This window comes from Winslowiella iniecta (genome assembly GCF_001267535.1).
In the GTDB taxonomy this organism is placed as follows: domain Bacteria; phylum Pseudomonadota; class Gammaproteobacteria; order Enterobacterales; family Enterobacteriaceae; genus Erwinia; species Erwinia iniecta.
The window spans coordinates 86023-112653 of sequence record NZ_JRXE01000005.1; the positions used below are offsets into that span (position 1 = coordinate 86023).

Here is a 26631-nt window from a genome sequence, read left to right on the forward strand (position 1 = left end):
GGGCATTCTGCTGTCTGATAAAACCGGGAGCATGGGATATACTCGGAGCAGTTTTTTCCTTCTTACTCCTTACGAGGAGCCTGGAGAACAGCTTTGCGCGTCAGTCGTTCACTCACGATCAAGCAGATGGCGACGGTTTCAGCGGTTGCCATTATCACCATCTGCATCTTTATCGTTATTCAGCTTTTCCATTTTGTGCAGCAGCGCAGGGTCGACTACGCCCAGCAAATGGAGAACATCGCGCATACTGTTCGTCAGCCGTTGTCGGAAGCGGTACTGCGCGCCGATATCCCCGAGGCTGAACGCATTCTTAACTCGCTTAAACCGGCCGGGATTCTGTCGCGAGCCGATGTGGTGCTGCCGAACGCATTTCAGGCGTTGCACACGGATTTTGACCCGGAAAAACCGGTACCACGGCTGGTGGCACGGGTGTTTGAACTGCCGGTGCAGATTACGGTGCCGCTCTACGCCATGGAGCGCACTGCTGCACCTAAACCGCTGGCTTATCTGGTGTTGCAGGCAGACTCATGGCGCGTCTATCAGTTTATCCTCAGCACCATTGCCACCATGCTGACCACGTATTTGCTGCTGGCGCTGATCCTGTCGGTGGCGATTAGCTGGTGCATTAACCGGCTGATTGTTCATCCGCTGCGTGATATCTCCCGCGAGCTACAGGAATTGCCGCCGCAGGATATTCTCACTCACAAACTGGCGATTCCGCCGCTGCATCGTGATGATGAAATTGGCATGTTGATTCGCAGTTACAACCGCAATCAGCAGGTGCTGGAATCAGTCCATGATGAGATGAGCCGGCTGACTACCCACTATGCACTGACCGATTTACCGAACAGAACCCTGTTTCTCGCTCTGCTGGAGCAGCATATGAAATCCGCAGGCAGCCTCAGTGGTTTCACCGTCATAGTGCTGCGTGTTGAGACCTTGCAGGAAGCCAATGGCATTCTGACCGACGAACAGCGCGATACCTTGATCCTGACGCTGGCAGAAAAAATTCGCAGCTGCCTGGATGATCGGACGGTGCTGGCGCAGCTGAGCGGCAGCGATTTTGCGCTGCTGGCAAAAAGAGCCAACAGTCCGTTCCGCGCCATTCGTCTGGCGCGCAACGTCATGACGCGCCTGACACAACCGGTCGCGCTGCAACATATGCAAATTCGCCCGGCGGTCAGTATCGGCATGGCACAGCGTGATGCGGCTACCCTGACGATGGTCGAGCTGCTTGGGCGTGCGACCTCAGCGATGATGTCGGCGCGTCATCAGGGTAAAAACCAGATTCTGTTTTATGATCCGCTGTTGACGGAACGTGCGCAAAAGCGCCTGACGCAGGAGCATGACATTCTGCGCGGGCTGGAACAGGAGCAGTTTGCACTTTATCTGCAACCGCAGGTCAATATGCAAAGCGGCGAGCTGGTGGGGGCGGAAGCCCTGTTACGCATGCGCCAGCCGGACGGCAGCTACAACCTGCCGGAAGATTTTATTGTCGGTGCCGAAGAGCTTGGCGTCATCGGCGATCTGGGGCGCTGGGTGTTTGAAGAGTCCTGCCGGGTGCTGGCGGGCTGGCAAAAGCGCGATATTATCCTGCCGCTCAGTGTCAATATTTCTGCGGTACAGCTGCGCGATCCCGGCATCGTGCCGCATTTACAGGATTTGCTGGCGCGTCACCGCATTCTGCCCGGCAGTCTGGTGCTGGAAATTACGGAAACCGCCGAGATTGGCGATCCGCAGCAGGCCGTGGCCTTGTTAAGTGAGCTGCAACGAGTTGGCGTAGCGGTAGCGCTGGATGATTTTGGTATGGGCTACTCCAATCTTAACTACCTGCGGCAGTTTAAATCCTTGCCGGTCAGCAAGCTGAAGATGGATCGCAGCTTTGTTTCGGCCCTGCCTGCTGACGATACGATGGTGAAAATCATCGCGGCGATCGCCGAAATTATTGATATTGATGTGGTGGCTGAAGGGGTGGAAACCACCGAACAGCGCGACTGGTTACTGGCGCGCGGTATCACCATCGGTCAGGGTTATCTCTATTCTGCGGCACTGCCACTGGCAAGCTTTGAAAAATGGCTGCCGCGTGCGGATTATCTGAAATCAGATCCCTCCTGATAACAGTTTATGTTAATCCAGGGTTATGGATTTTCATGCTGAAGCGTTTCAGTTCATAGTTATCGATTATGCTTTCTACAGGTTGTGTCAAGATATATCAATCTTGTTAACCCGGTGTTATTTTCCGCGCTGTCGTTCAATTCTAATGATAGCGATGTAAATCGCATGGTCTGCTGTAAACGGAAACGCTTTTATGAAAACATCACTGTTCAAAAGCCTTTACTTTCAAGTTCTTACCGCTATTGCCATCGGTATTCTGCTCGGACATTTCTATCCGGATCTGGGCGCGCAGATGAAACCTCTCGGCGATGCGTTCGTTAAACTGATTAAAATGATCATCGCCCCGGTCATCTTCTGTACCGTAGTCACCGGTATCGCCGGCATGGAAAGCATGAAAGCGGTCGGCCGCACCGGTGCAGTGGCGCTGCTCTACTTCGAAATCGTCAGTACCATTGCGCTGATTATCGGTCTGCTGGTGGTCAATGTGGTGCAGCCTGGCGCAGGCATGAATGTCGATCCTGCCACGCTCGATGCGAAAGCGGTAGCGGTCTATGCCCAGCAGGCTGAGCAGCAAGGCGTCATACCGTTCCTGCTCGATATCATTCCTTCCAGCGTGATTGGCGCGTTTGCCAGCGGTAATATTTTGCAGGTACTGCTGTTTGCCATTCTGTTTGGTTTTGCGCTGCATCGCCTCGGTGATAAAGGCACGATGATTTTTAATGTCATCGAGAGCTTCTCCAAAGTGATCTTTGGCATCATCAACATGATTATGCGTCTGGCACCGATAGGCGCGTTTGGCGCGATGGCCTTTACCATCGGCAAATATGGCGTCGGCTCGCTGGTTCAGCTTGGGCAGCTGATTATCTGCTTCTACATCACCTGCGTGCTGTTTGTGGTGGTGGTTCTGGGGCTGATCTCCCGTTACGTCGGCTTTAATATCTTCAAATTTATTGGCTATATCAAAGAAGAGCTGCTGATTGTGCTTGGCACCTCCTCTTCTGAATCAGCGCTGCCGCGTATGCTGGAGAAGATGGAACGACTGGGCTGCAAGAAGTCGGTGGTGGGTCTGGTGATTCCGACCGGCTACTCGTTTAACCTTGACGGCACCTCAATCTATCTGACTATGGCGGCGGTGTTTATCGCGCAGGCGACCAACAGTCATATGGATATCGTGCATCAGATTACCCTGCTGGTGGTACTGCTGCTGTCATCAAAAGGCGCGGCTGGGGTAACCGGCAGCGGATTTATCGTGCTGGCGGCGACCCTTTCTGCGGTAGGCCATCTGCCGGTGGCGGGTCTGGCACTGATCCTCGGTATTGACCGTTTTATGTCGGAAGCCCGTGCGCTGACCAACCTGGTTGGTAACGGTGTGGCGACGGTGTTTGTCTCGAAATGGGTCGGGCAGCTGGACGAGAAAAAGATGAAAGAGACACTGTCTGCACCCGCTAAAACGGAAAAAACCGCCTGAAAAATTGCGCTGAGCGACTAATTCAGTGAAAAAGCCCCTCAAATGCCCGCAGCAGCTTGCCCTTGCTGCGGGCATTTGCATAATAATCCCCACTTAGCATTTTTTTCATGGTATTTCACTTCGTTGCGCGACATCTTTGTGATCGCGTGGTCTAAGAAGCTGTTCTCTTAAAAAGCAGCAGCTTCCCTTTGTGATCTTATAAATTGATAACAAAGGATTACGTAGCGCCAGTGATTATTATTGGTTTGTTATTGAGTAGGGGTTCACATGCAGGGCACCAGAATAGGTCTTTTGGTTGGTGGGTTGTTTCTGGCAACTGTCAGTTACACGGTGCAGGCTGAAACACTACAACCTGATCCTGCCTGGCAGCAGGGTAAATTAGCGAACGGATTTAACTGGCAGGTGCTCACCACGCCGCAGCGCCCCAGTGACAGAGTCGAAATCCGTTTGCTGGTGAATACCGGATCGTTGGTGGAGACTGCCCAGCAGATCGGATTCAGCCACTTATTACCACGTCTGGCGCTGGTGCATAATGCCGCGCTGGATACCACTCAGCAGCGAGCACTGTGGACGCAGGGTATCGATCCGAACCGTCCATTGCCGCCTGCGATTACCTCGTATGATTTCACTATCTACAACCTCAGCCTGCCGAATAATCGCCCGGAAGTCGTCAAAGATGCCCTCAACTGGCTGGCCGCCACTGCCGGCAAAATGACGATTAACGATCAGGTGGTCAATACCGCGATTGGCGCTGATGATCCGGTGGCGACCTGGCCGGCTAACCCGCAAGATGTCTGGTGGCGTTATCGCCTGAAAGGCTCGCTGTTATTGGGGCACGATCCGTCGGAACCGGCCAAATCACCGATTGATATCAACCAGTTGAGCAGCTTCTACAAGCAGTGGTATACCCCTGATGCGATGACGCTGTTTGTGGTGGGTAATGTTGACAACCGCAGTCTGTCTGAGCAAATCAATAAAGCGTTTTCACCGCTGGAAGGCAAACGTGAAACGCCTTCACCGATGCCCACTCTCTCGCCATTGCCGCATCAGCCGGTCAATCTGGTGAATAATGCCGTCAGCCAGGATCGTCTGTCGCTGATTTGGGATACCGCATGGCCGCCGATTCGCGATTCACAGAACCTTACGCGTTACTGGCAGAGTGATCTGGCTCGTGAAGCGCTGTTCTGGCATGTTCAGCGGGTACTGAGCGACAGCAAAGCGCAGGGCGTCCAGGTGGGCTTCGATTGCCGTGTTCTCTATCAGCGCGCGCAGTGCGGAATCAATATGGATTCCAGCAATGCCACGTTGCAGGAAAATATGAATATGATTGCCCGTGAGCTGGCGAATATTCGTGATAACGGTCTGCCAAAGGATGAGTTCGATGCGCTGATGGCGCAGAAAACCGCTGAGCTGAATAAACTGTTTGCCACCTATGCGCGCACCAATACTGATGTCCTGATGAGCCAGCGCCTGCGTTCACAACAGAATGCCGTGGTGGATATTGCCCCTGAGCAATATCAGAAGTTGCGTCAGACATTCCTCTCCGAATTAACGCTGCCGATGCTGAATCAGGAGTTGCGCCAGCAGTTAACTCAGGAGCTGACGATGGTACTGATGCAACCGCAGGGTGAAGCCGAAACCAACGTCAAATCACTGCAGGAGAGCTGGCAGCGCATTATGACGCCGCCCGCGACGGTCAGCGCACCGGCCGAAGACAATAAGCAAGAAGTATCAGATATACCTGTTCCACAGTCCTGATAAATGTGTTGTAGGGGCGGCGTTCTCGCCGCCCATGCCGAGGGTTAGCACTCTGCATACCCTCAGGACGGGAGCCGAAAACGGCTCCCCTACGGCATTCCAGAAATCCCGCTGATGTTTCCTTAAACCATCAGCATTTGCCGAAAACGCCCCCTACACATTGCGCAGGTTTCAGGGAGAACGGTATGAGAAATCGCTTCGGCTGCGGCTTACTCTACGCACTGTGGCTGACACTGTGCGCCAGCTTCGCGGTGCAAGCTGACTCGCTGGCGTTTCTGTCGGATACCCAGCTGGCAGAAGTGAAACAGCAACTGGCGCAGCAGCGTGCCGCTCCCCAAACCCTCCAGGCCTGGCGGGCATTACAGCATCAGGCGGATAAAGCACTACAACATCCTCTGATGAGCGTAACCGATAAAATACTCACGCCGCCGAGCGGCTCAAAGCATGACTATCTGAGTCTTAGTGCCTACTGGTGGCCCGACAGCAGTAAAAGTGACGGCCTGCCGTGGATTCGACGCGACGGTGAGGTGAATCCGGCCAGTAAGAACGCGCAATCGGACGGCGTCAGGCTGGCGGCGTTTACCGCTGATGTGCAGGCGTTGACGCTGGCATGGTACTTCTCGGGCGAGCAGCGCTATGCCGATAAAGCCATCGCTCAGCTGCGCCACTGGTTTATCGCGCCGGAAACGCGCATGAACCCAAATCTTAATTTTGCGCAGGGCGTGCCGGGTATTGCTGACGGGCGCGCATCGGGTGTGCTGGATGGTCGCTACTTAGCCACGCGGATTGTTGATTCACTGATTCAGCTACGTCAGGCGCAAGGCTGGAACAGCAGCGACGAACAGGCAATGCACCAATGGATGAGTGAGTACTTACATTGGATGCAAACCAGTAAACTGGCGAAAAAAGAAGCGCAGGCGAAGAATAATCACGGTAACTGGTATGCTGTTCAGCTGGCCGCATTGGGCTGGTATTTACAGCAGCCCGCGCTAATTAAACAGATGGTGGCGCTGGCGGAAAGTAAGCTGGCGTATCAGATTGCTGCCGATGGTTCGCAACCGCTGGAACTGGCACGCACGCGCTCATTTCATTACAGCTACTTCAACTTACAGGCGCTGACCGCCCTGGCGGAACTGGCGGCGAAAGCCGGAGCCGGAGATTTATGGCATTACCAGAATGCACAGCAGGCGGGCCTGATCCGCGCGCTGGATTTTATGGCACCTTACAGCGATGATGCGCGTGTCTGGCCTTATCCGTCGCGGGATCGCGTTGGGGTAAGGCTGATACCGCTGCTGTCGCTGGCGGATAATCGGCTACACGATAAGCGCTATCAGCGCTGGATTCAGCAGGCGAACTTTCAGCCGCAACATCAAAGTGCGTCGCAGCGGGGAGTCGTGATACAGGCGCAGCGCGAAACCTGGCTGTTATCGCTGCCATATGGGCAAAAACCAGGGAAATAAGCGCTATATCAGTTAGTTATAATGTGTGTGAGCACTAACTTATTTAAAGCCTGGGCGTCAATCAGTCGGTTGTAACGCTAAGCGCGTTCAAACCACTCTTAACTCTTCATAACTGACCATCACATGTTCGCGATAAGCCGGACGCTCAGTCAGGCGCTGATAATATCGCTGTAGTGCCGGTAAATCAGCGCGATCAATAGCGATATCATAATAGCGATAAAGCAGATGGCCGAGCTGGATATCCGCCAGCGTAAAATCATTCCCTGCCAGATAGTCATGCTGCGCCAGTCGCGCATCCGCAATTCTGAGCAGCGCGGTCAGGCGCTGAATGGCGGCAGCAATAGCCTGTGGATCGCGGTCCCGCGCTGCCGTTCGCACTACTCGCCAGAAAATCGGTGCGGTAAAGCCCGCTGCCACACTGGTCTTCGCCCATTCGGCCCAGATATCGACCTGAGTACGTTGGGCAATATCTTCAGGCCAGAAAGGGGCGCTGGCATAGCTGCCCGACAGATAGCGCAGAATCGCGCCGGTCTCAAACAGCGCCGGACCATGCAGGTCTTTAATGACCGGAACCAGGCCATTTGGGTTCATCGCCAGAAATTCGGGCGTGTCGTTACCACCATATTTATGGCCGATATCGTAACGCTGGTAAGGCAGTCCCAGCTCGCCAATACACCACATTAAGGCCTGAACGTTGGAAGAGGTTTTTCGACCCCAGACTTGTAGCATGCTGTCGTACTCCTGATGGCGGAATCATGAACATCCAGCATAGCGGTTTCCCACGCTATTCTACAGGAATGCGTTTTTGAAAAATGATATCCGGATTGATATTGACCTTGATATCGTCTAAAAAAATCAATGCGCGGCCAGCGTCATCACCTGCACGCCAGTAATGATCAAACTGCTGTATTGTATAATTAAGATAGCCCCATGCCGGATCATAAATCTGAACCAGATGGTTGGTGATTCCCTGAAAAACCACAAAGTGATCCTGACCGAATCGCTTAATATACAAAATGGTCGGTGAGTGGATTTTGTCGAGTTGGTCTGACGTTATTTTTACGCCAAGGGTGTTTATCGAATGTTTTTTTGCCAGTCTGGCGAGGTCAAGAAAGGAATATTCGGGTTTTATGCCAGCTAAACCAATTAACTCCGATTCGGATACGCCCCGTTTATAATACTTCTCCAGAATGAAAACTAAAGAAGCAATACCACAGGTGTTGTCATGTATTTGCTTTTTTTGCCCGTCAAAGCGTTGTGCTGTCCAGCTGGCCTGCGCCACGCCCTGACTGGCTATCATCAGTAAAATAATTACGATAAATCGCACGCCATCCCCTTTTAAAAGGGAGGAAGCCTCCCTGAAATATGTCATTAACTGATGAAGTGTGCAGCAGAACTGATTAAGCTTGCCAGTGGTAACAGAAAAACAGCATCCCGAAGTTTAGCAAAGCGTTCTCTGTTTCTCAGGGAGATCATGATCATAATATTAACTATCACGCTGGCCAACAGGTAATATAAACTACTTATGCTGAAATGATATCCCCAGCTATAAGCCAGCAATAACAGTGCGGTGAAAATAATGGCTCCCGTACGTCTGCCATAAAAAATAATACGGCATGTGACGATATACAGAAATATCAACAATACTCCTGACACAACACTCATTGTTTTGACATTCCATGACAGGTTTGGCATCCGCTGTCACCACCGCCTCCGCCGCCCAGCATTGCCTGTGTGGCACCGTAGGCACTTAATCCCAACGCGCCTGCGGCGACTGGGCCGACAACCGGGTTAAGGCCGCCGGCGACGAAGCCGCCGACTCCCTGAGAAATCACCTCCGAGGTGCCTGGGGAGTTATTGGGCGCGGATGCGTAGGCATTGCCGATGGCCGCTGCCGCGCCGGCAACGCCCTGGCCGGCGATAATAACGGCTGGCCCCACCTTGCCCCTGGTCTCCTCCATCTCCTGACTATTCATGACGTCAAAGTCAGCATAGTTAAGGCTTGCCGCAGTGGTCTGAGCCGGGACAAGATTGTCGCTATTAATCGCGTAAGCAACAATAGACAGGGGGGCGACAAAAAGCACGGAAGCGGCTGCCATGAAAATTCTTTTATTCATGATTATTTCCTTATAGTTTATAACTGAGCCCCAAAGAAATCACTGAGCTTTTATTATTTCCCACACCTCCTTTTAGATTAATATTTCCTGCAAGGTCTTCCATTAGATTCACGCTCATTCCGGCTAACACAGAAGTCGTGCTGGTCCACTCTTTTTTATTAAGATAGTAGTTGTTGGCGTTAATAAAATCTTTAGAGAATCCCCAGCTCAGGTTTATCTCTGGATTAACCGCAAAGATAACTTTGCCGGATGTCGTATACGCCGTGTAGTCGTTAGAAAATTTCTCTCTGGAAATGCCATCCAGATAGCCAAGTGAAAAATTAAGTACCAGAGGGTCATAGATCCAGTTAAGGGATGTGCCTAAAACGTAGCTGTTGACCGTACCATCTTTAGCATTTACGCCCCCAAACAAAACGGTAAAATCTGACAGACGATAAAGCTGATAACTGGCACCAAAGCCTATACCGTTAAACTTATATTCACTTTTATTTGAGCTGGTATTATTTTCGGTAGAGTACTTAGTGTTTACCCACTGTCCATTTAACGTTGCTGATAAAGAAAGCTGACTGGTCAGGCCATACATCCCGGAAAGATAACCTGACAACCCATTCGTTTCTTTTTTATAGGCCAGATTTGTACGGTCTATAATATACTGCCCCGGGCTTATCTGGTTAATATAATATCCGGGCTGGCTCCCTTCATTGCTGTTGTTCAGGATATTCACACCCGCACCAAATGACCAGCTCTTCCGCTCTGGAAGAAAGTCCTCAATTTTTAGTATCGATTTGGGTGATTCTTTGAGCGTGCTTTTGTTTTCAGTTGCTGCCTGTACCGCCGGTACGGCGAGACAATAGATCAAATAACCGACGAGCTTACGCATATATTCCCTGAGTTTGATAATCATTTCCTTTTGTAAATGGTAATTGTTATCAACTAAGGGAGTCAATAATGGACATTAACAATATGAAAAAAGGGTTAATAATTTGAAATAAAATTCGCAACGCGAATTAATTACCGGCGGTGATTTATTAGCGTAAAAAGCACAAAAAAGGGTTTTTCTGGCGAGATCATGACGTTAACAGTGCCCCGCAGGGCACTGACTGAAAAATCAATCACCCTTACTGCGGCATGGCATTTTTGGGAATTATCGCACCGCGGTGCTGAATAACGGTGCTGGCCGTCAGGTGCCCGCGTACGGCGGCCTGTTCTGCACCGCCGCCGGATAGACGTACGGCAAGATAACCGGCGCTAAATGAGTCGCCCGCTGCGGTGGTATCGACCACTTTCTCTTTGGCGAGTCTTACGGCTGGCACCTCCAGTAATGCCGCATCGCCGCATGCCACCAGGCAGGAATCGGCACCGCGTTTCATCACAATCTCCTCAACACCCGCTGCGCGTGTGCGGGCCACCACTTGCTCAATGCTCGCTTCACCCCAAAGCAGGGTTTCGTCATCCAGCGTGAGAAACGCGATATCGGTGCAGGCCAGCATGGCGGCGTAGGTCTGCTGCGCCTCATCACGGCTTTGCCACAGGCGCGGGCGATAGTTGTTATCAAAAATTACCTTGCCGCCATTACCGCGACATTCTGCCAGCAGTGACATTAACCGGGCGCGACTCTGGGGGTTAAGGATCGCCAGGCTGATGCCACTCAGGTAGATATAATCGAACAGCGCCAGCTCTTCGCACAGCTCATCGGCGCGGTCGCTCTCCAGCCAGTAGCGTGCGGCAGCTTCATTGCGCCAGTACCAGAATGTGCGCTCTCCCTGGGCATCGGTTTCAATAAAGTAGAGCCCCGGCAGCTTGTCTTCCATACGCTGAATCAGCGAGGTATGAACATTTTCCTGCTGCCACGCGTCAATCATTTCGTTGCTGAAGGTATCGGTTCCCAGTGCGGTGACATATTCCACCGCGAGGGTGTCGGCGGGCAGCTGACGTGCGAGGTAGACCGCGGTGTTCAGGGTATCGCCGCCAAATCCACGGCTTAAATCTGCGCCTTTTTGCGACAGTTCAATCATGCATTCGCCAATAATGGCAATTTTTTTATGCGTCATGGTTTCCAGCCTCAGGAAATATCGGCCTTTAGTCTCGCCTTGCGGTCAAACTCAGTCAATGATTTAAAACGCTGTTTTAAATTTTTTTATCGTCGCCGCGCGATGATTAAATAGCCTGATTAGCGGTTAAAGTGGCCGCTATTGACCGGATTGAAAAGTTAAGTGGCTGATAAGCTGGAGGGTGTGAAACTGGCTTTCAATGCCGGTAAAGTTATGCAGGCCAGTGCCGATACTTGCTGAGCGGGATGCCATTTGCAGGCAATCTCAAATAACCAGGATGTAAACCATGATGCTGAAACATATCAGTCATCGGCTTCCTTCCTCAATTGTGGTGCAAAAACATCAGGAAGAGCGTCTGTACTGGAAACAGTGCCAGCGATTGTACACTTTTCAGCCGATCTACCAGGTGTCTGGTCGCTTGATGGCAATTGAGTTGCTTACCGCGGTGTTTCATCCTGCCGCGCCGAGTCAAAGGTTATCGCCCGAAGACTACTTTGCCGCGCTTGATATTTCCCAGCGGCTACATATTGTCCAGGAACAGCTTGAGCTACTGATCCAATGGGAAAGTAAATTTGTTGACGGTGATCTGGTGGCATCGGTCAATATTGATGGGCCATCATTACTCGCCATTCAGCATCACCACCAGATTCGGGCACTGATTGCCCGGCTGCCATGGGTGCGCTTTGAGCTGGTTGAGCATCATGTCTTGCCGCAGGAAGAGATTGTGGCGCAGATGCCCGAACTGGGGCCACTGTGGCTGGATGATTTTGGCTCCGGCATGGCAAATTTTTCTGCACTGACTGAATTAAAGTATGACTACATCAAGTTAGCGCGTGAGCTGTTTGTTCTGCTGCGTAAAACTGAAGAAGGTCGACACCTTTTTCTGATGCTGCTGGCGTTAATCAATCGCTACTGCAAGGGCGTGATTGTTGAGGGCGTGGAAACCGCTGAAGAGTGGGCGCAGGTGCAGAGCTCTCCGGCATTTGCTGCACAGGGCTATTTTTTCTCGCGGCCAGTGCCGTTTGACCAGCTAACCGACCTTCCTCTGCAACTGGCCTGATGCCGATCTTATTGGTCTCTACTATCTTTAAACAGAGATATGGGATGAGCAAGGAGTGGGAGATGTCGCGTAGCGGGAAAATAATAAGCTGGATCGTCGGGATTTTTTTGTTGCTGGTCGTTATTGTGGTGCTGGTTATCGCTTTCTTTGACTGGAATCGCCTTAAACCTACCATCAACCAGAAAGTCTCGACGGAATTAAATCGACCTTTCGCGATTCGGGGCGATCTGGGTGTTGCCTGGCAGCGTAATCGTGATGAACCTGGCTGGCGTAGCTGGGTTCCCTGGCCGCATGTTCACGCCGAAGATATTCTGCTTGGCAACCCGCCTGAAATTCCTGAAGTCAGCATGGTGCATCTGCAACGGGTCGACGCCACGCTGGCACCGTTGGCGCTGATTGGCAAACAGGTGTGGATCCCGTGGATCAAATTGCAGCAGCCGGATGCCAAACTGATCCAGACCGCTGACGGTAAAAATAACTGGACGTTTAATCTGGCTGGCAGCGAAAACAAAGACGACAGTCAGCCGCCATCCGCCTGGTCCTTCCGCCTTGATAATATTATGTTTGACCGTGGGCAGATCGATTATCGCGACGCGATCAATAAAGCCAAAGTGCAGGTGCTGGTTGACCCACTGGGCAAACCGGTGCCTTACGGCCAACTGGCTGGCGGTGACGATAAACAGAAAAATGCAGCCGACTTTGTTTTCGGCTGGAAAGCGCGCGGTACCTACAATAATGAGCAGCTGAACGGCGATGGCAAGATCGGCGGCATGCTCTCTTTACGCAGTAAAACCACCCCTTTCCCGATTGAGGCCGACGTGCGCAATGGCACCACCCGCGTACGCGTCGCCGGTACCGTACAGGACCCGATGAATCTTGGCGGTGTCGATCTGCGCCTGCGCTTTTCTGGCGATACGCTGGCCAACCTGTATGGTCTGACCGGCGTGTTGCTGCCTGACACGCCGCCGTATGAAACTGATGGTCGGTTACAGGCGCGATTCCAGCAAAAAGGGGGCGCGCTCTTCCGTTATCAGAACTTCAACGGCAAGATTGGCGACAGCGATATCCACGGCTCTCTGACTTACAGCCAGCGCCAGCCCCGTCCGAAACTGGAAGGTTCACTTGAATCACGTCAGCTACGTATGGCCGATTTAGGGCCGCTGATCGGCGTCGATTCGGGTAAGGGCAGTGAGAAAACTAAACAGGCGAAGGCCAAACGCGGTGAGGCGTCCACCCAGCCCGCTGACCGAATCTTACCGCACGATAAATTCGACACCAAAAGCTGGGACGTGATGGATGCGGATGTGAAGTTCAGCGGCAAGCGCATCGAGCACAGTAATTCGCTGCCGATAAGCGATCTTTATACGCATCTGGTGCTGAAAAGCGGTGATTTACGTCTCGATCCGCTGCGTTTTGCCATGGCCGGTGGCAACCTGAATTCCACCATTCATTTGGAAGGTGACAGAACGCCGATGCGTGGACGCGCCGATATTCATGCCCGCAAACTGAAGCTGCGCCAGCTATTCCCCGGAGTTGAGGCGATGCAGAGCAGTCTGGGGCAAATGAACGGTGATGCGACGCTGACCGGTACCGGTAATTCGGTGGCGGATTTGCTGGCAACCAGCAATGGTGATGTGAAATTACTGATGAATGACGGTCTGATCAGTCGCAGCCTGATGGAGATTGTCGGGCTTAATGTCGGTAACTATGTGGTCGGCAAACTGTTTGGCGATGACGAGGTGCGCATCAACTGTGCGGCCGCCGACCTGAATGTGCGCAATGGTCTGGTGTCGACACGGCTGTTTGTTTTTGATACGGAAAATGCGGTGATCAATATCTCCGGCACCACTAATTTTGCCAGTGAACGGCTCGATTTATCGATCGATCCGGAGAGTAAAGGCATGCGTATTATTACCCTGCGTTCGCCGCTGTATGTTCGTGGCACCTTTAAAAATCCGGATGCGGGTGTGAAAGCCGGTCCGCTGATTGCGCGCGGTGCGGCGGCAGTGGCGCTGGGCGCGGTGGTTGCGCCTGCGGCGGCACTGCTGGCGCTGATTTCAACCAGCGATGGTGATGACAATCAGTGCAGTAATGTCTTACAGCAGATGAAGTCGAAAAAATAGCGAAGAGCCGGGGTGAGAGGGCTTGCCCCGGCGAGCTGTTAAGCCGTTATGTATTACATATCGAGCGCGATATGTTTTCCGTCCGGAAACGCGATCCCGATAGGTATTTTTCCACCCAACGCGGCCACATAGCGTTTCATGGTGGATAGTTTTATATCACTGCCACGTTTTTCTATCGCGGCGAGGGTGAGCATCTCACTACAGAATCTTTTGTCATTACCGCTCTTATCGTCGTGAGAATAACGGGAATAAACCACATAAAAAAGCCGGACGCTGTCCGGCTTTTTAGTCTGTGTTAACCGGGACTAAAGCGTCTGGTGCCGCGTCTCTTTAGTCGCAATCAGCGCCAGCAGCGTCAGGCAGGCCATTGATGCCAGATACAGACCCACGGCATACAGACCGTAACTGGTGGCTAACCAGGTGGCGATATAAGGTGCCACTGATGCGCCAAGAATCGACGACAGATTGTAAGAGAATGAAGCGCCGGTATAACGCACTTCGGTCGGGAACAGTTCCGGCAGCAGCGCGCCCATTGGGCCGAAAGTCAGACCCATAATGCTCAGACCCAGCAGCAGGAAGCCCATCACCAGCCACTGATTGCCGGAACCCAGCATTGAGGGGAACAGCAGCGAGAAGGCGATAATCATCAGCGTAATGACAATCATGGTTTTGCGACGGCCAAAGCGATCCGCCAGCATACCGGCAATCGGCACCATCACACCAAAACCAATGACCGCTACCATCAGCATCCACAGGAAGCTGTTACGCGAATAGCCCAGGCCAGACGGTTCGGCTGCGGTTCCGTAACTCATTGAGTAAACGGTCATAATATAAAACAGCGTATAGGTCGCCAGCATGATAAAGGTGCCGAGAATCGTCGCCTTCATATGCTTGCTGAACAGTGTTCCGATAGGCACTTTAACCTGCGCATTGGCTTTCTGTACTTTGGCGAATACCGGCGATTCATGCAGCGATACGCGCACATACAGGCCAATCAGCACCAGCACTGCGGAGAGAATAAACGGCACGCGCCAGCCCCATTCCATAAATTGCTCATCGGTCAGTAACCATGAGAGCAGCAGGAAGGTGCCGTTAGCAAAGAAGAAGCCAATCGGTGCGCCGAGCTGCGGGAAAGAGCCGTACAGCGCGCGTTTCTTCGCCGGGGCATTTTCGGTCGCCAGCAGCGCCGCACCACCCCATTCACCACCGAGGCCAAGACCCTGACCAAAGCGCGCCAGCGCCAGCAGCAGCGGCGCGAATACACCGATGGTTGCATAGCCCGGTAGCAGGCCAATCACCACGGTAGAAATCCCCATGGTCAGCAGTGAAGCAACCAGCGTGGCTTTACGGCCCACGCGATCGCCAAAGTGACCAAACACCGCAGAGCCAATCGGCCGCGCGATAAAGGCGATAGCAAAGGTGGCCAGCGACTGTAGCGTAGCAACGGTCGCATCACCCTGCGGGAAGAAAATATGCGGGAAGACGATGACCGCTGCGGTGGCATAAATATAGAAATCGAAGAATTCGATAGCCGTGCCGACCAGCGAAGCGACTACCACTTTTCCGCGTGAGTTAACTGGCGTGGCATCGTGTTCGGCGTCGAGAGTTGGTGCGATGGAGGCTTGCATAATTATTTCTTATTTTTAATACGTGTCAGGGAATCTTACGCACAGCAAAAGCCGCATTCAATGGCGAAAACCCGCGTCAAATCGGGACTTAGCGGCCGAAAAGTTGATAATTTTTATCAACGGATATTTGCTGGCGAATGCCAAGGCGATCGAGCAATTTTTCAGTGGGAACCACTAGTAAAGGGCGAAATAAAAGTTAGCTGTCAGCGATAAATGCTGGTTATTGCGCGGAATTCAACCGCATAACGAGATTTTTAACTGTTTTCGGCGCGTTTCGGGGCTATGAAAGCCGTGCGCCACCGTGATTCCCGGTGGCGCAAGGTGGCATTATTGCGCGGCAGAATCTGTTGCTGACTCAGGCATTTTCTTGTCGTCTTTGTACTGCGCGGTGGCAATCCACGCGGCGCAAAACAGCGTCAGGCGCGCGAAGAAATAGAAAAACGCCATCAGCCCCAGCACTGAACCGAATGCGGCACCCGAAGGGGATGAGGCCAGTTTCGGCAGCGTCAGGGTCATAATAAATTTAATCACCTCAAAGCCAATCGCCGCCAGCAAGGTGCCGCGAAACAGCGCTTTCTTGCGAGGTTTATGACGCGGCAGGATCCAGAAAATCCACAAGAACAACAGATAGTTGGCAAATATCGAAATCGACAGGGCAATCACCGTCATGGCCGGGCGTAACCATTCAATATGATCGAGGCCAAGGGCACGGACAATCGCCGCCTGCGCCGAACCGGCTACCGAGGTCAGCGACAGGGTAATAATCAGCGCCAGTACCAGTCCGGTAAGCGAGATAAAGTCGCGGGTATATTTAAAGTAAATCTTCTCTTTATCGGTAGGATTGCGCTCCCACACATCACGCGACTGGGCGCGAATTGCTTCGCGCAAATTACCCATCCAGCTAATCCCGGAATAGAGCGCAATCAGCAAACCGGTCAGACCGACGGTAGTACGCTGCTGAATCGCCGTGTTCACGGTATTTTTCAGGGTTTGCGCCAGCGTTGGATCGCTGATACTACTGACGATCTTTTCGATCAGTTCAGTTAACAGCGTCGGATGCGAGGCGAGGATAAAACCGACGGCGGCAAACGAGACCATTAAAATCGGTATCAGCGATAAAAATGAAAAATAGGTAATCGCGGCGCCAAACTGGCTGCCGAGGCGATCGTTAAAACGTTCACCGGCGCGAATAAAATGCGCAACAGCAGGAATCGCCTGGAACCAGCTGACCAGACGCGACACGCGAGTAATCGAGTGATCGACGGTCTTATTACCGGTTTTAATCGAGATCAGTGGCTTTTCTTCTGCCACTTCATGTTGTTGGCTGAGTTGATTTTGCTTATCCGTCATTAACCGCTCTTGTCCTTATTTTGACTGCCTGAATAACAATTATAGCCCGGCTGTCACTCCGCGTAGCGTTTCATCGCCTGAGTCAGCCATTCCATAAACACTTGCACCCGACGAGCCAGATTACGCCGGTGGGGATAAATCAGTGAAACCGGCATCGGCCGGGCGCGATATGCCGGTAAAATCTCTTGCAGCGTTTTGGCTTTTAACGCGCTTTGCACCCCGACGCGGGGGACCTGAATAATCCCTAACCCGGCGATGCAGGCGGCGCGATAGGTTTCCGTGCTGTTTACCGTGACCACGCCACCGGTCTGAATCCTGTGGCAACGCTGCCCGTCAAAAAATTCAAACCCGACGGGTGGAGTGCCCAGTTGCTGGCTGTAATGCACCATGGCGTGTTGTGACAGATCATCCAGCGTTTGCGGCGTACCGAAACGTGTCAGATAGTCGGGGCTGGCGCAGTTTATCATCGGCAGCTGCCCGAGCGGGCGGGCAATCAGGCCGGAATCCTTCAGCGTACCGACGCGCACCACACAATCAAAGCCTTCACTGATCACATCAACCAGACGGTCGCTGCTGCTGAGTTCCAGCTCAATACCCGGATAGTGCTGCAAAAATTCTGCCAGCCGCGGAATGACGAAATTGCTCGCCAGACTGACCGGCATATCCACCCGCAAACGTCCGCTGAGCGTCGCGGGATCGTGCTGGAACAGTGAATCCATCTCATCCAGCGTCGCCAGCAGATCGCGACAGCGTTCATAGTAGATCATGCCATCCTGGGTGAGGTGAACGCGCCGCGTAGTGCGATGCAGCAGCCGGGTGCCCATTTGATTTTCCAGTGCCTGTAACTGACGCGAAACGCTGCCTTTCGGCAAGCCAAGACTTTCAGCAGCACGGGTGAAACTTTGCATTTCAGCCACGGTGACAAAAACCTGCATTGCGTGAAATTTATCCATTTGTGCACCGATTGTTATCTGTAGTGAAACAATGAAGCGTAGCTACAGGTGTTTATAGATCAAAATCAGAGGAATATCCTGATTTTCATCCCCACTCCTCTCCGAGGTACAGAAATGACGCGTAAAATTGTATTGATCACCGGTGGCAGCCGTGGATTAGGTAAAAATTCAGCCCTGAAGCTGGCTAAAAAGGGCAGTGATATCATTTTGACTTACCACAGCAAACAACAGGAAGCGCAGGCGGTAGTTGAAAAGATTCACGCGCTCGGAGCCCGTGCGGTGGCGCTTCAGCTTGATGTATCGGACAGCAGCAGCTTTGATGCTTTCGCTACTGAGGTGAGCCATCAGCTGAAAACCGTGTGGCAGCGAAATAATTTTGATGCTTTATTAAACAACGCAGGTATTGGCATTCACGCCTCCTTTGAAGAGACCAGCGAAGCGCAATTTGATCAACTGGTGAATATCCAGTTCAAAGGTCCCTTTTTCCTGACGCAAAAATTGTTGCCGTTGCTGGCCAATGGCGGCCGGATTTTGAACGTTTCCAGTGGACTCGCGCGCTTCAGCCTGCCGGGCTACTCCGCTTATGCGGCGATGAAAGGCGCGATGGAAGTGCTGACGCGCTATCAGGCGAAAGAGTTGGGTGCACGCGGCATTGCGGTAAATATTATCGCGCCAGGCGCCATCGAAACTGACTTCGGTGGCGGTGCGGTCAGGGATAACAGTCAGTTAAATGCTTTTATCGCCTCGCAAACTGCGCTGGGGCGCGTCGGATTACCGGATGATATTGGTGATGCGATCGCGATGATTCTTAGCGATGAAAGCGGCTGGATTAATGCGCAACGTATTGAAGTGTCCGGCGGGATGTTTATCTGAGGTGGCATCGCTACCGGTTTATTCGTAGCGGCGGCGTTCACGCCGCCCCCACGGTAAAATCGACCGCCGTCGTGGATTAAACCCGGATAGTGCCGTCAATCACCGTCACCGTCTGGCCGCCAATCCAGATGCCATCAGGCTGGTAGTTAACCTGTACGCGGCCATTGCGTTGCAGCGCCGTGCCCTGACGCACCTGATAATCTGCGGTATTGCCTTGTGCCAGCAAATAGCGTGCAAGGCAGGCATTAGCGCTACCGGTTACCGGATCTTCGGTCAGTGAACCCTGCTCAATCAGTAAGCCACGCACTTCGTACTGCTCGTCGCCTTCCGCCAGTGGGCCAAATGGCATCACGCCATTGACGTCGGCATGTTCCATCAGTTGCGCGAAATCCGCCAGGTTCGGTTTTATCGCCAGCACGGCTTCCGCCGAAAGCATCGGCACCAGCAGCCAGCGAATCCCCATATCCGCCACCATTACCGGTTGCTGATGATCAAAGGCATCACTGTTTAACGCGCCGGCTAACAGCGCATCACTGAATGGCGTCAACGTAGCGGCCGGGGCGGCAAAGGCCAGTGCGCCGTCATCGGCAATGTTGATCGTCACCAGACCAACACCACACTGCTGCACAATTTTGCCGGGGTTTTTACATTCGATCCCGGCCTCCAGCAACGCATGGGCGGTGCCCAGCGTCGGGTGCCCGGCAAACGGCAACTCATAATCCGGCGTAAAGATGCGCAGGCGATAGTCGGCATCGGCTTCTGTGGCTGGCAGGACAAAAGTGGTTTCCGACAGATTGGTCCAGCGTGCAATATCAGCCATCTGTCTGTCGCTCAGGCCATCGGCCTGCATAATTACCGCCAGCGGATTACCATTAAAAGCAGAACGGGTGAAAACATCGACTTGTTTAAACGGAATAAATTGTGCCATGGCGCTCTCGTGATGAAGACGAATAAGCACTATTACTACTGTGTAGAGATTGCCATCGTCAACCAATGCGTCTATGAATAACACTGTGTACCTTAAGAGAAAGTGACGGTTTTATGCTGAAAATTCTGGGAAGAGCGTCATCGATTAATGTCAGAAAAGTGTTGTGGCTGTGCGACGAACTGGGTATCGATTTTCACCGTGAAGAGTGGGGTGAAGGATTTAAATCGCCTGATGAAGCGGAATTTTTAGCACTTAACCCGAATGCCATGATTCCGGTGATTCAGGACGATGGGTTTGTGATGTGGGAATCGAACGCCATTATTCGCTATCTGGCAAACGCGTATGGCGGCGAATGGCTCTATCCGCCGCATCCACGCGCCCGTGCGCCGGTTGACCAGTGGATCGACTGGCAAGCCACCGAACTGAACACCTCCTGGCGCTACGCGTTTATGTCGCTGGTGCGTAATTCTCCGGCACATCAGGACCCGCGGTTGCTGGCCGCCGCCTGTAAAGGCTGGTCGCACACCATGGGCATTCTGAATAAACAACTGGAGAAAACCGGCCAGTATGTTGCGGGTAAGCATTTTTCGCTGGCGGATATTCCGGTCGGCTTGTCGGTGAACCGCTGGTACGAAACGCCGCTGGATCACCCGAATTTGCCTGCGGTGCGCGCCTATTATGAGCGTCTGACCGAGCGCAGCGGCTATGCCACCTGGGGGCGTAACGGCACGCCCTGACGCTTAGCTGATACCCGGCGACAGGCCGCTCATCTCACAGGCCAGTGCGCCGGTGCGTTTAATCGCGTAAGTATAGCGCTCATCAAACGGGTAGCAGCAGGAGAGGCGCAGCGCACTGTTACAGCGTTCGCTCAGGGTGTAGAGTGCGCCCGGCGTGACGCAAATTTTCTCCTGTAGCAGGCGATGGAACAGTTCAGTAGCGTCGACATTGCCCGGCAGTTCAACCCAGAAGACAAAGCCACCCTGCGGCAAGGTGGCGCGCGTGCCCTGCGGGAAGTGGCGGGCGATCAGGCCACGCGCTTCATCCATCTGGCTGATATAGCGACGACGCAGGCTGCGTAAATGATGGTCGTAACCGCCCGATTCCAGAAAATGCCCCAGCGTTTCCGAAAGCAGCACCGATTCCGACATTGATGACACCGCCTTTAGTCGCGCAATCTCGGCACTGAAGCGGCCTGCCGCCATCCAGCCGACGCGAAAATCCGGTGCCAGCGTTTTGGTAAAACTGGAGCAGTAAATTATCCAGCCATCACGATCAAAGGCTTTTACCGCCGGAGCCAGTGGCGTGCAGAATTGTAACTCACCGTATAAGCCGTCCTCAATTAGCGGAACCTGGTAGCGATTAACCAGCTCTGCCAGCCGCTTTTTATCCTCCAGTGTCATGCTGCAACCCAGCGGATTCTGCACGTTCGGCATGGCAATCAACGCCGCGATACGTTTCTCCGTTAACAGCATTTCCAGCGCATCCAGTGACAGTCCGCGCTGCGGATCGGTGGGGATTTCGATCGATTTCAGTCCGAGGCTGGCGAGCAGCGGAAACAGGAAAAAATAAGTCGGCGTTTCCAGTCCGATGCAATCACCCGGTTTGGTCAGCGCGCGCAGTGCCAGTTGCAGTGCCTCCATACAACCGTGCGTCAGCGTAATATCGTCGGCGACCAGCGCCATGCCGGAATCCATTGCGCGCCTGGCGACTTCGCGGCGCAGGCGCAGGCTGCCGGGAGGCAAGGCATAGCGGCCAATCATGCCCGGCTGGCGTCGCAGCATTGAGGCCATAATGCGGCTCAGTTTCGCTGCCGGATAGAAATCGCCATTTTGTGGGCAGGCCAGCGAAATATTGGTGTAGTCAGGATGGTTTTGGGCGGCAAAAACCGTGTCAATCAGATCCAGTTTTTCACTGCTCGGTGATGAAACCTGCGCAAGATACTTGCTGGCTTTGGTGACGGACGGCAGTACGCCACGCACAAAGTAACCGGACTGGGGGCGTGCCTCGATCAGGCCGCGATCTTCGAGGATTCGCCAGGCATTAAGCACCGTATTGACGCTAACCTGATGCGAACCTGCTACGCGCCGAATCGCCGGTAAACGGCTGCCAGAAGGATAAGTGCCGTGATGAATCGCCGTGGCGAAGGTCTCGGCCAGCTGATGATAAAGCGTGGTTTCCTGCGGTTCGATAATGGACACAATTTCCCCCTGACCTGATAGATACAATTGTCCAGTACGTCAAACTGTACTCAATACAATAGTCATTTTGTGTGTCTGTTACCATCGCGCGGTAATTCCTACACTGGTGCTCTGATTAACCGTTAGCAGGCAGACACCATGCTCGATCCTTCATTTTTCAGTTATGTCACCGTGATGTCGATTACACCCGGCCCGAATAATCTGTTGCTGGCAACCTCGGGGGTTAACTTTGGTTTGCGTCGAACGCTGCCGATGGTTTTTGGTATTTTAATCGGCTGTGCGGTACAAACCATGCTGGCAGGAGTGTTGCTGGAGGTGCTACTGCACTGGATGAGCCAGGTGCGTTTGCCCCTGACGCTGCTTGGCTGTGTTTATCTGCTGTGGCTGTCATGGAAACTGTTTCGTTCATCAGCCCCGGAAATGCGCGCCAACGCCCGGCCAATGACGTTGACAGGTGCTGCACTGTTTCAGGCGGTGAATCCGAAAGCCTGGCTGATGGCGACCAATATCGCGCTGTTGTACAGTGCCAGTAGCGGCGTATTAACCGTAATGGCCGGTTTTATGTTGCTTAACCTGCCGTGCATCCTGGTCTGGGCGGTAATGGGCGATCGTTTACGCTATCATCTGCAAATACCGTGGAAGCTGAAGTTATTTAATAGCGTCATGGCACTGTCGCTGGTGGTCACTACGTTGTGGATGCTGATTGAGGCGCTGCAACACTGATGTTTATTGCACCAGAACGCTATTAACTGAATAACCCTCGTGATAAGCGAGGGGCATCGGTTTATTGTCTTATTAAACGCGGCACAGCAGGCGTTTCTTCGAAGTTGCTGCGGAATGGATTAATGTCTAATCCTCCTCTGCGGGTATATCTGGCAAAGACGCTTAATTTATCCGGCCGACAAGCGTGAAGGATATCGCTAAAAATACGTTCGACACACTGCTCATGGAATTCATTATGCATTCTGAAGGAGATTAAATAGCGAAGTAATTTTTCCCGGTCGATTTTTTTTCCTTCATACTTGATCACTACGCTGCCCCAGTCAGGCTGGTTAGTCACCAGGCAATTAGATTTCAACAGATTGGAAGAGAGTGATTCATGCACATAATCGCCGGAAGCGGCATCGGTCAGATGTTGTGGGTTGAAATGGTAGTCATCAATCTGGATATCAAGATGATCTATACATTCTCCAGGCAGTGATGTCGTTAATAATGGATAATGATTGAGGTGAGGGTAAATTTTAACGTTCACCTCACCTTTGGCAGCCAGTGTCAGATCATTTTCAAGTGTTGTTGCCACCTGATCCGGCGAGTCAAATTTAGTTTGATTAAAACTATTAAGGTAAAGCTTAAAGGACTTCGACTCGATAAGATTACTGCTTGTTGCCGGAATAATAAATTCGGCAATGGCGACAACCGGTTTACCCCGATGGTTTAACCAGGAAAGTTCGAATCCGGTCCAGAGATCAAAGCCCAAAAACGGTAAATTATCAGATTTGATATTGATCTCATTCCGGCCATAACTCCGCGGCAGTGTTTCCAGTAAATCAGGTGAATAGTGCTGAATATAGTCAGTATTCTTGCCCAGCAAGGTCATTCCATCCATATTGTTCATCTGCATTCCTTTTTGTTTTGTGCGTTGATATATCGTCTGAATAATTCACGAAAAGCGTAAATGGGACCGACGCCGATAACAGCATAGGCTAACTTTATAATAAGTTGTGAAATTATCATGGTTTTTATTATTTCGCTACTCAGTACATTGTAGAAAGCGAGGGTACAGAATATGACACTGTCTATCGCCGAAGCGATAACCGTACTGGTGATCACCCGGATAAACAGAAAACGGGAATTGGTCAGCTCTTTTATTTTACATAACAGCCATGAATTGATGTTTTCAGATATCAGGTAAGCACAGCTGGAAGCGAAGAGTACGGCGACAATACTTTCAACAAATTCGCTATAAGATTTATTCAGCTCCCATTCACTCAGCCCAGGCAGCAGACTGGTTGCCCATAGTCCGGTAACAAATAAAGTATTGGCGATAAAAGAGATAAGAATAGTTCTTCTGGCCATTCTCATCCCGAAGAATTCATTAAGAATATCCACGAAAATAAAGGTCAGTGGATAAAAGAATATTGCCGGTGGTACAACGAAGTTGATCAACGTGATATGGATAGCTTTGATTCCGCTGATGGTGCAGAGAATATAAATCACACTCATAGCAACACTAAGTATCAAATAAGCATACCAGGATCGTTCATGCCGATCCGCCAGATCGTAGGATGTTATGGTGTTGGTATCACCATACAGACGGCGATAAAGTGCTTTAAGTTCGTTGCGATTAAAGTCGTCAGTAATGATGCTGTTTTCCAGCTCTTGTAAGCCGATATTAATATACTTGCCTGTGGCGAGTACCATAATATTAGCCTTTATAGTATCAGAGCGACTAAAACCCAATAGTTTGTATTTTTTATTGCAGTCCATAAAATATTTATCCTTAAATATTTAAACTACACCTCATTCAAGCTCACTCTTTCTTCAACAATCGCACCCAGCAGAATTTCATCATATTTATGCATATGGTCTTCCTGGGGGTTGTTTTGTCTAAAACACATCCCATCCTTTTCTGAGTAAAACAGTCCAAGCTGTTTATTTGATGGAGGGGTGTGACGCCTTATAATAAGTATATCATCAGGAAAAAATAGATTTTTAATATTGTCTTCTACTCTTAATGCAACCATGTTGGAGACGTCGCCAAAATACCATGTAACTGGGTATTGCGTAGCCAGAAATCCTATTCTCATCTTAAAGCAGGAAAGAAAATCTGACTGCGGGATCACTGGAATCGCCGCAGGATTTTTATCTCCTTCGGGAGATAGCATTTTTTCAATGAACTCAATCTGCTCTAAATCATGGTTTTCAATGATATCACAAGTAACGCCAAAAAAGTCTGCAATACGGGTTATGGTTGAGTGTTGAACGTTATTTACCTTACCTTCAAGGATCTTGTATAACGTTGCACGAGTTACTCCAGTACGGTTTGCAAACGAAACCTTTGTTTCACCACGACTTCGCATAATGTATTCTATGTTATTGATTATATTTTCTTTTCTTTGAGACCCCGATGCTTTCATTGATAAGCTTTCCCTGCCTTGTACATAACCGTTTAAAAATATTTATGTTTCTTATTTCTTTACTATAAGTTAATGATAAAGGAAAGTATAAATATATTAAAAAATGCTATGCTTCTTACCCTTGAGAAGTAAGTCTTATGTGTTAACTGTTAATGTAATTACATAATTTCTCATTGAATACATTTTATTATGCATACTGTATTCTTTTACGTTTACTTTGATAAAATATATTATTTTATGTTGACTTCTATTGAGGTAAAAAGTTAATTTTCTTCATGAGTTCTACTGGCTGACTGGTTTGGCAGCTTATGGGGAGCCAGATGTGGGACGGAAAGTGAATAAGGGAGGTCTATCAAACTGACAGAGCCTGGTATTAACTCTTAAATTACAACTGTCTTATCAGGAGATAACATGAATGGAATCACTTTAAAAGACTGGCATCGGGAAGATATCCTTGCTGCTGTCAGGAAAAAGAAAAAGTCGCTAGCTGCACTATCAAGAGAAAATGGCCTTTCATCAGGTACACTGACTAATGCCCTACAGAGACCCTGGCCGCGTGGAGAGAAAATTATTTCCCGTGAAATTGGGGTGGCACCTGAAGAAATATGGCCCAGCCGCTATATGAATAAAAATTAAACCCAAAATATTGATAATGTAGCGTCTGTGTGTTTAATAACTGATTACCTTGCAAGTATTTTATAATAATCAACTGAAGTTATCATTACTCAATGCCAGGGAAATATAACTTATCTCTCTTTATCTTAGAATGTTGATGAAAGTGACACCGTGCTGCAAAGGAAATCCACACCATCGAAAAGAGTATGTTGCTAATCGTGCGAACGGTTAAAAAGAAAACTTTACCTGCAACATCAATAATTAAATACTCCAGCCACAACGGAAGAAAAAAACATCAGCCAGGACTTACTGGCCTTTTTTCCTCTTAACTTGTGCAAGGAGCCAACTGTTTTGACCTCTTTCTCTCCTGAACTCTGGCTGGCGGCGATCGTCGTCGCTGTCACCATTTTGCTGTGGGCCACCGCGTTACTGCCGGAATTTATCACCGCATTGCTGTTTTTTGCTGCCGCCATGCTGTTGCATATTGCCCCGGCGGCCACGGTATTCAGTGGCTTTGCGTCATCGGCCTTCTGGCTGGTATTAAGTGGCTTTATCCTCGGCATCGCCATTCGCAAAGTGGGGCTGGCCGACCGGCTGGCACAGCTGCTGGCTACGCCGCTGACCGCCTCCTGGCCGCGTATGGTCGGCGGGGTGATTCTGCTGAGTTATCTGCTGGCGTTTGTGATGCCGTCGAATATGGGGCGTATTGCGCTGCTGATGCCGATTGTCGGCGCGCTGGCGAAACAGGCCGGATTGCATCCGGGCAGTCGTGGCTGGATTGGGCTGGCGCTGGCGGT

24 protein-coding genes are annotated in these 26631 nt (G+C 51.3%); 11 read left to right on the plus strand and 13 right to left on the minus strand.

Annotated elements, in window-relative coordinates; genetic code table 11:
- The first annotated feature begins 93 nt into the window (after positions 1 to 93).
- The 4 genes from hmsP to NG42_RS04625 all read left to right on the plus strand — a co-directional run bounded on the left by hmsP (position 94) and on the right by NG42_RS04625 (position 6801).
- Positions 94 to 2115 carry a biofilm formation regulator HmsP gene (hmsP, locus tag NG42_RS04610; protein ID WP_052898095.1) on the plus strand — a complete coding sequence of 674 codons (2022 nt, stop codon included), beginning with the start codon at positions 94 to 96 and terminating at the stop codon, positions 2113 to 2115.
- Between the two features lie 193 nt (positions 2116 to 2308).
- On the plus strand, positions 2309 to 3583 hold the full coding sequence (locus NG42_RS04615; RefSeq protein ID WP_052898096.1) for a dicarboxylate/amino acid:cation symporter: 1275 nt from the start codon (positions 2309 to 2311) through the stop codon (positions 3581 to 3583).
- Positions 3584 to 3850: 267 nt separating this feature from the next.
- Positions 3851 to 5341 carry a M16 family metallopeptidase gene (locus NG42_RS04620; protein ID WP_052898097.1) on the plus strand — a complete coding sequence of 497 codons (1491 nt, stop codon included), beginning with the start codon at positions 3851 to 3853 and terminating at the stop codon, positions 5339 to 5341.
- Between the two features lie 185 nt (positions 5342 to 5526).
- Positions 5527 to 6801: an alginate lyase family protein gene (locus NG42_RS04625; RefSeq protein ID WP_052898098.1), complete on the plus strand. Its 1275-nt coding sequence runs from the start codon at positions 5527 to 5529 to the stop codon at positions 6799 to 6801.
- 87 nt (positions 6802 to 6888) lie between these two features.
- Here NG42_RS04625 and NG42_RS04630 read toward each other — a convergent pair whose 3' ends face one another.
- The 5 genes from NG42_RS04630 to kdgK all read right to left on the minus strand — a co-directional run bounded on the left by NG42_RS04630 (position 6889) and on the right by kdgK (position 10969).
- Positions 6889 to 7530, minus strand: coding sequence for a glutathione S-transferase family protein (locus tag NG42_RS04630; protein ID WP_052898099.1), 642 nt, complete (start codon positions 7528 to 7530; stop codon positions 6889 to 6891).
- Positions 7531 to 7585: 55 nt separating this feature from the next.
- Complete coding sequence (locus NG42_RS04635) at positions 7586 to 8128, minus strand: C39 family peptidase (protein WP_241488306.1); 543 nt, start codon at positions 8126 to 8128, stop codon at positions 7586 to 7588.
- A 334-nt stretch (positions 8129 to 8462) separates the two neighbouring features.
- Positions 8463 to 8918, minus strand: coding sequence for a hypothetical protein (locus NG42_RS04645; RefSeq protein ID WP_052898102.1), 456 nt, complete (start codon positions 8916 to 8918; stop codon positions 8463 to 8465).
- A 10-nt stretch (positions 8919 to 8928) separates the two neighbouring features.
- The gene (locus NG42_RS04650; RefSeq protein WP_241488307.1) at positions 8929 to 9822 is read right to left on the minus strand and encodes a hypothetical protein; all 894 of its coding nucleotides are present in this window, start codon (positions 9820 to 9822) and stop codon (positions 8929 to 8931) included.
- Positions 9823 to 10036: 214 nt separating this feature from the next.
- Positions 10037 to 10969 carry a 2-dehydro-3-deoxygluconokinase gene (gene kdgK, locus NG42_RS04655; RefSeq protein ID WP_052898104.1) on the minus strand — a complete coding sequence of 311 codons (933 nt, stop codon included), beginning with the start codon at positions 10967 to 10969 and terminating at the stop codon, positions 10037 to 10039.
- 286 nt (positions 10970 to 11255) lie between these two features.
- Here kdgK and pdeH point away from each other — a divergent pair, with 286 nt between their 5' ends.
- A complete protein-coding gene (pdeH, locus tag NG42_RS04660) occupies positions 11256 to 12029 on the plus strand; it encodes a cyclic-guanylate-specific phosphodiesterase (RefSeq protein ID WP_052898105.1) in 774 nt (257 codons plus the stop codon).
- A 62-nt stretch (positions 12030 to 12091) separates the two neighbouring features.
- On the plus strand, positions 12092 to 14152 hold the full coding sequence (locus NG42_RS04665) for an AsmA family protein (RefSeq protein WP_052898106.1): 2061 nt from the start codon (positions 12092 to 12094) through the stop codon (positions 14150 to 14152).
- Between the two features lie 305 nt (positions 14153 to 14457).
- Here the strand turns inward: NG42_RS04665 and NG42_RS04675 are convergent, their stop codons facing one another.
- The 3 genes from NG42_RS04675 to NG42_RS04685 all read right to left on the minus strand — a co-directional run bounded on the left by NG42_RS04675 (position 14458) and on the right by NG42_RS04685 (position 18083).
- Complete coding sequence (locus tag NG42_RS04675) at positions 14458 to 15780, minus strand: MFS transporter (protein ID WP_052898107.1); 1323 nt, start codon at positions 15778 to 15780, stop codon at positions 14458 to 14460.
- 327 nt (positions 15781 to 16107) lie between these two features.
- Entirely contained in the window at positions 16108 to 17130 is a 1023-nt protein-coding gene (gene yhjD, locus NG42_RS04680; RefSeq protein ID WP_052898108.1) for an inner membrane protein YhjD, read from the minus strand.
- A 53-nt stretch (positions 17131 to 17183) separates the two neighbouring features.
- The gene (locus tag NG42_RS04685) at positions 17184 to 18083 is read right to left on the minus strand and encodes a LysR family transcriptional regulator (protein WP_052898109.1); all 900 of its coding nucleotides are present in this window, start codon (positions 18081 to 18083) and stop codon (positions 17184 to 17186) included.
- A gap of 114 nt (positions 18084 to 18197) precedes the next feature.
- Here NG42_RS04685 and NG42_RS04690 point away from each other — a divergent pair, with 114 nt between their 5' ends.
- The gene (locus NG42_RS04690; protein ID WP_052898110.1) at positions 18198 to 18956 is read left to right on the plus strand and encodes an SDR family NAD(P)-dependent oxidoreductase; all 759 of its coding nucleotides are present in this window, start codon (positions 18198 to 18200) and stop codon (positions 18954 to 18956) included.
- A 76-nt stretch (positions 18957 to 19032) separates the two neighbouring features.
- Here the strand turns inward: NG42_RS04690 and NG42_RS04695 are convergent, their stop codons facing one another.
- Positions 19033 to 19884, minus strand: a complete 852-nt coding sequence (locus NG42_RS04695) for a PhzF family phenazine biosynthesis protein (protein WP_052898111.1) — start codon at positions 19882 to 19884, stop codon at positions 19033 to 19035.
- Between the two features lie 113 nt (positions 19885 to 19997).
- Between NG42_RS04695 and NG42_RS04700 the strand changes: the two genes are divergently transcribed.
- The gene (locus NG42_RS04700; protein ID WP_052898112.1) at positions 19998 to 20621 is read left to right on the plus strand and encodes a glutathione S-transferase family protein; all 624 of its coding nucleotides are present in this window, start codon (positions 19998 to 20000) and stop codon (positions 20619 to 20621) included.
- Between the two features lie 3 nt (positions 20622 to 20624).
- Here the strand turns inward: NG42_RS04700 and NG42_RS04705 are convergent, their stop codons facing one another.
- Positions 20625 to 22082 carry an aminotransferase-like domain-containing protein gene (locus NG42_RS04705; RefSeq protein WP_052898113.1) on the minus strand — a complete coding sequence of 486 codons (1458 nt, stop codon included), beginning with the start codon at positions 22080 to 22082 and terminating at the stop codon, positions 20625 to 20627.
- A 138-nt stretch (positions 22083 to 22220) separates the two neighbouring features.
- On the opposite strand from NG42_RS04705, the gene NG42_RS04710 reads away from it, so the two are divergent.
- Positions 22221 to 22805: a LysE family translocator gene (locus NG42_RS04710; protein ID WP_052898114.1), complete on the plus strand. Its 585-nt coding sequence runs from the start codon at positions 22221 to 22223 to the stop codon at positions 22803 to 22805.
- 61 nt (positions 22806 to 22866) lie between these two features.
- On the opposite strand, the gene queF is transcribed toward NG42_RS04710, so the two are convergent.
- Genes queF through NG42_RS04725 form a run of 3 tightly spaced genes read right to left on the minus strand, consistent with a single transcriptional unit; the run spans position 22867 to position 25219 of the window.
- Positions 22867 to 23703, minus strand: a complete 837-nt coding sequence (gene queF / locus NG42_RS04715) for an NADPH-dependent 7-cyano-7-deazaguanine reductase QueF (protein ID WP_052898115.1) — start codon at positions 23701 to 23703, stop codon at positions 22867 to 22869.
- Positions 23694 to 24569, minus strand: coding sequence for a queuosine precursor transporter (locus NG42_RS04720; RefSeq protein WP_052898116.1), 876 nt, complete (start codon positions 24567 to 24569; stop codon positions 23694 to 23696). The genes queF and NG42_RS04720 overlap by 10 nt, the downstream gene beginning before the upstream one ends.
- A gap of 26 nt (positions 24570 to 24595) precedes the next feature.
- Positions 24596 to 25219, minus strand: coding sequence for a helix-turn-helix domain-containing protein (locus NG42_RS04725; protein WP_052898117.1), 624 nt, complete (start codon positions 25217 to 25219; stop codon positions 24596 to 24598).
- 411 nt (positions 25220 to 25630) lie between these two features.
- Between NG42_RS04725 and NG42_RS04730 the strand changes: the two genes are divergently transcribed.
- The gene (locus NG42_RS04730) at positions 25631 to 25855 is read left to right on the plus strand and encodes a helix-turn-helix domain-containing protein (protein WP_052898118.1); all 225 of its coding nucleotides are present in this window, start codon (positions 25631 to 25633) and stop codon (positions 25853 to 25855) included.
- Positions 25856 to 26185: 330 nt separating this feature from the next.
- Positions 26186 to 26631, plus strand: a 446-nt coding sequence (locus tag NG42_RS23345) for an SLC13 family permease (RefSeq protein ID WP_052898208.1), incomplete at its 3' end; no start/stop codon positions are given.

Bases quoted from the DNA above. Each gene is read 5' to 3' on its own strand.
- NG42_RS04615 (WP_052898096.1), top strand. From the start codon at position 2,309: ATGAAAACATCACTGTTCAAAAGCCTTTACTTTCAAGTTCTTACCGCT.
- NG42_RS04620 (WP_052898097.1), top strand. From the start codon at position 3,851: ATGCAGGGCACCAGAATAGGTCTTTTGGTTGGTGGGTTGTTTCTGGCA.
- NG42_RS04625 (WP_052898098.1), top strand. From the start codon at position 5,527: ATGAGAAATCGCTTCGGCTGCGGCTTACTCTACGCACTGTGGCTGACA.
- NG42_RS04630 (WP_052898099.1), bottom strand. From the start codon at position 7,530: ATGCTACAAGTCTGGGGTCGAAAAACCTCTTCCAACGTTCAGGCCTTA.
- NG42_RS04645 (WP_052898102.1), bottom strand. From the start codon at position 8,918: ATGAATAAAAGAATTTTCATGGCAGCCGCTTCCGTGCTTTTTGTCGCC.
- NG42_RS04650 (WP_241488307.1), bottom strand. From the start codon at position 9,822: ATGATTATCAAACTCAGGGAATATATGCGTAAGCTCGTCGGTTATTTG.
- kdgK (WP_052898104.1), bottom strand. From the start codon at position 10,969: ATGACGCATAAAAAAATTGCCATTATTGGCGAATGCATGATTGAACTG.
- pdeH (WP_052898105.1), top strand. From the start codon at position 11,256: ATGATGCTGAAACATATCAGTCATCGGCTTCCTTCCTCAATTGTGGTG.
- NG42_RS04665 (WP_052898106.1), top strand. From the start codon at position 12,092: ATGTCGCGTAGCGGGAAAATAATAAGCTGGATCGTCGGGATTTTTTTG.
- NG42_RS04675 (WP_052898107.1), bottom strand. From the start codon at position 15,780: ATGCAAGCCTCCATCGCACCAACTCTCGACGCCGAACACGATGCCACG.
- yhjD (WP_052898108.1), bottom strand. From the start codon at position 17,130: ATGACGGATAAGCAAAATCAACTCAGCCAACAACATGAAGTGGCAGAA.
- NG42_RS04685 (WP_052898109.1), bottom strand. From the start codon at position 18,083: ATGGATAAATTTCACGCAATGCAGGTTTTTGTCACCGTGGCTGAAATG.
- NG42_RS04690 (WP_052898110.1), top strand. From the start codon at position 18,198: ATGACGCGTAAAATTGTATTGATCACCGGTGGCAGCCGTGGATTAGGT.
- NG42_RS04695 (WP_052898111.1), bottom strand. From the start codon at position 19,884: ATGGCACAATTTATTCCGTTTAAACAAGTCGATGTTTTCACCCGTTCT.
- NG42_RS04700 (WP_052898112.1), top strand. From the start codon at position 19,998: ATGCTGAAAATTCTGGGAAGAGCGTCATCGATTAATGTCAGAAAAGTG.
- NG42_RS04710 (WP_052898114.1), top strand. From the start codon at position 22,221: ATGCTCGATCCTTCATTTTTCAGTTATGTCACCGTGATGTCGATTACA.
- queF (WP_052898115.1), bottom strand. From the start codon at position 23,703: ATGCAGATGAACAATATGGATGGAATGACCTTGCTGGGCAAGAATACT.
- NG42_RS04720 (WP_052898116.1), bottom strand. From the start codon at position 24,569: ATGGACTGCAATAAAAAATACAAACTATTGGGTTTTAGTCGCTCTGAT.
- NG42_RS04725 (WP_052898117.1), bottom strand. From the start codon at position 25,219: ATGAAAGCATCGGGGTCTCAAAGAAAAGAAAATATAATCAATAACATA.
- NG42_RS04730 (WP_052898118.1), top strand. From the start codon at position 25,631: ATGAATGGAATCACTTTAAAAGACTGGCATCGGGAAGATATCCTTGCT.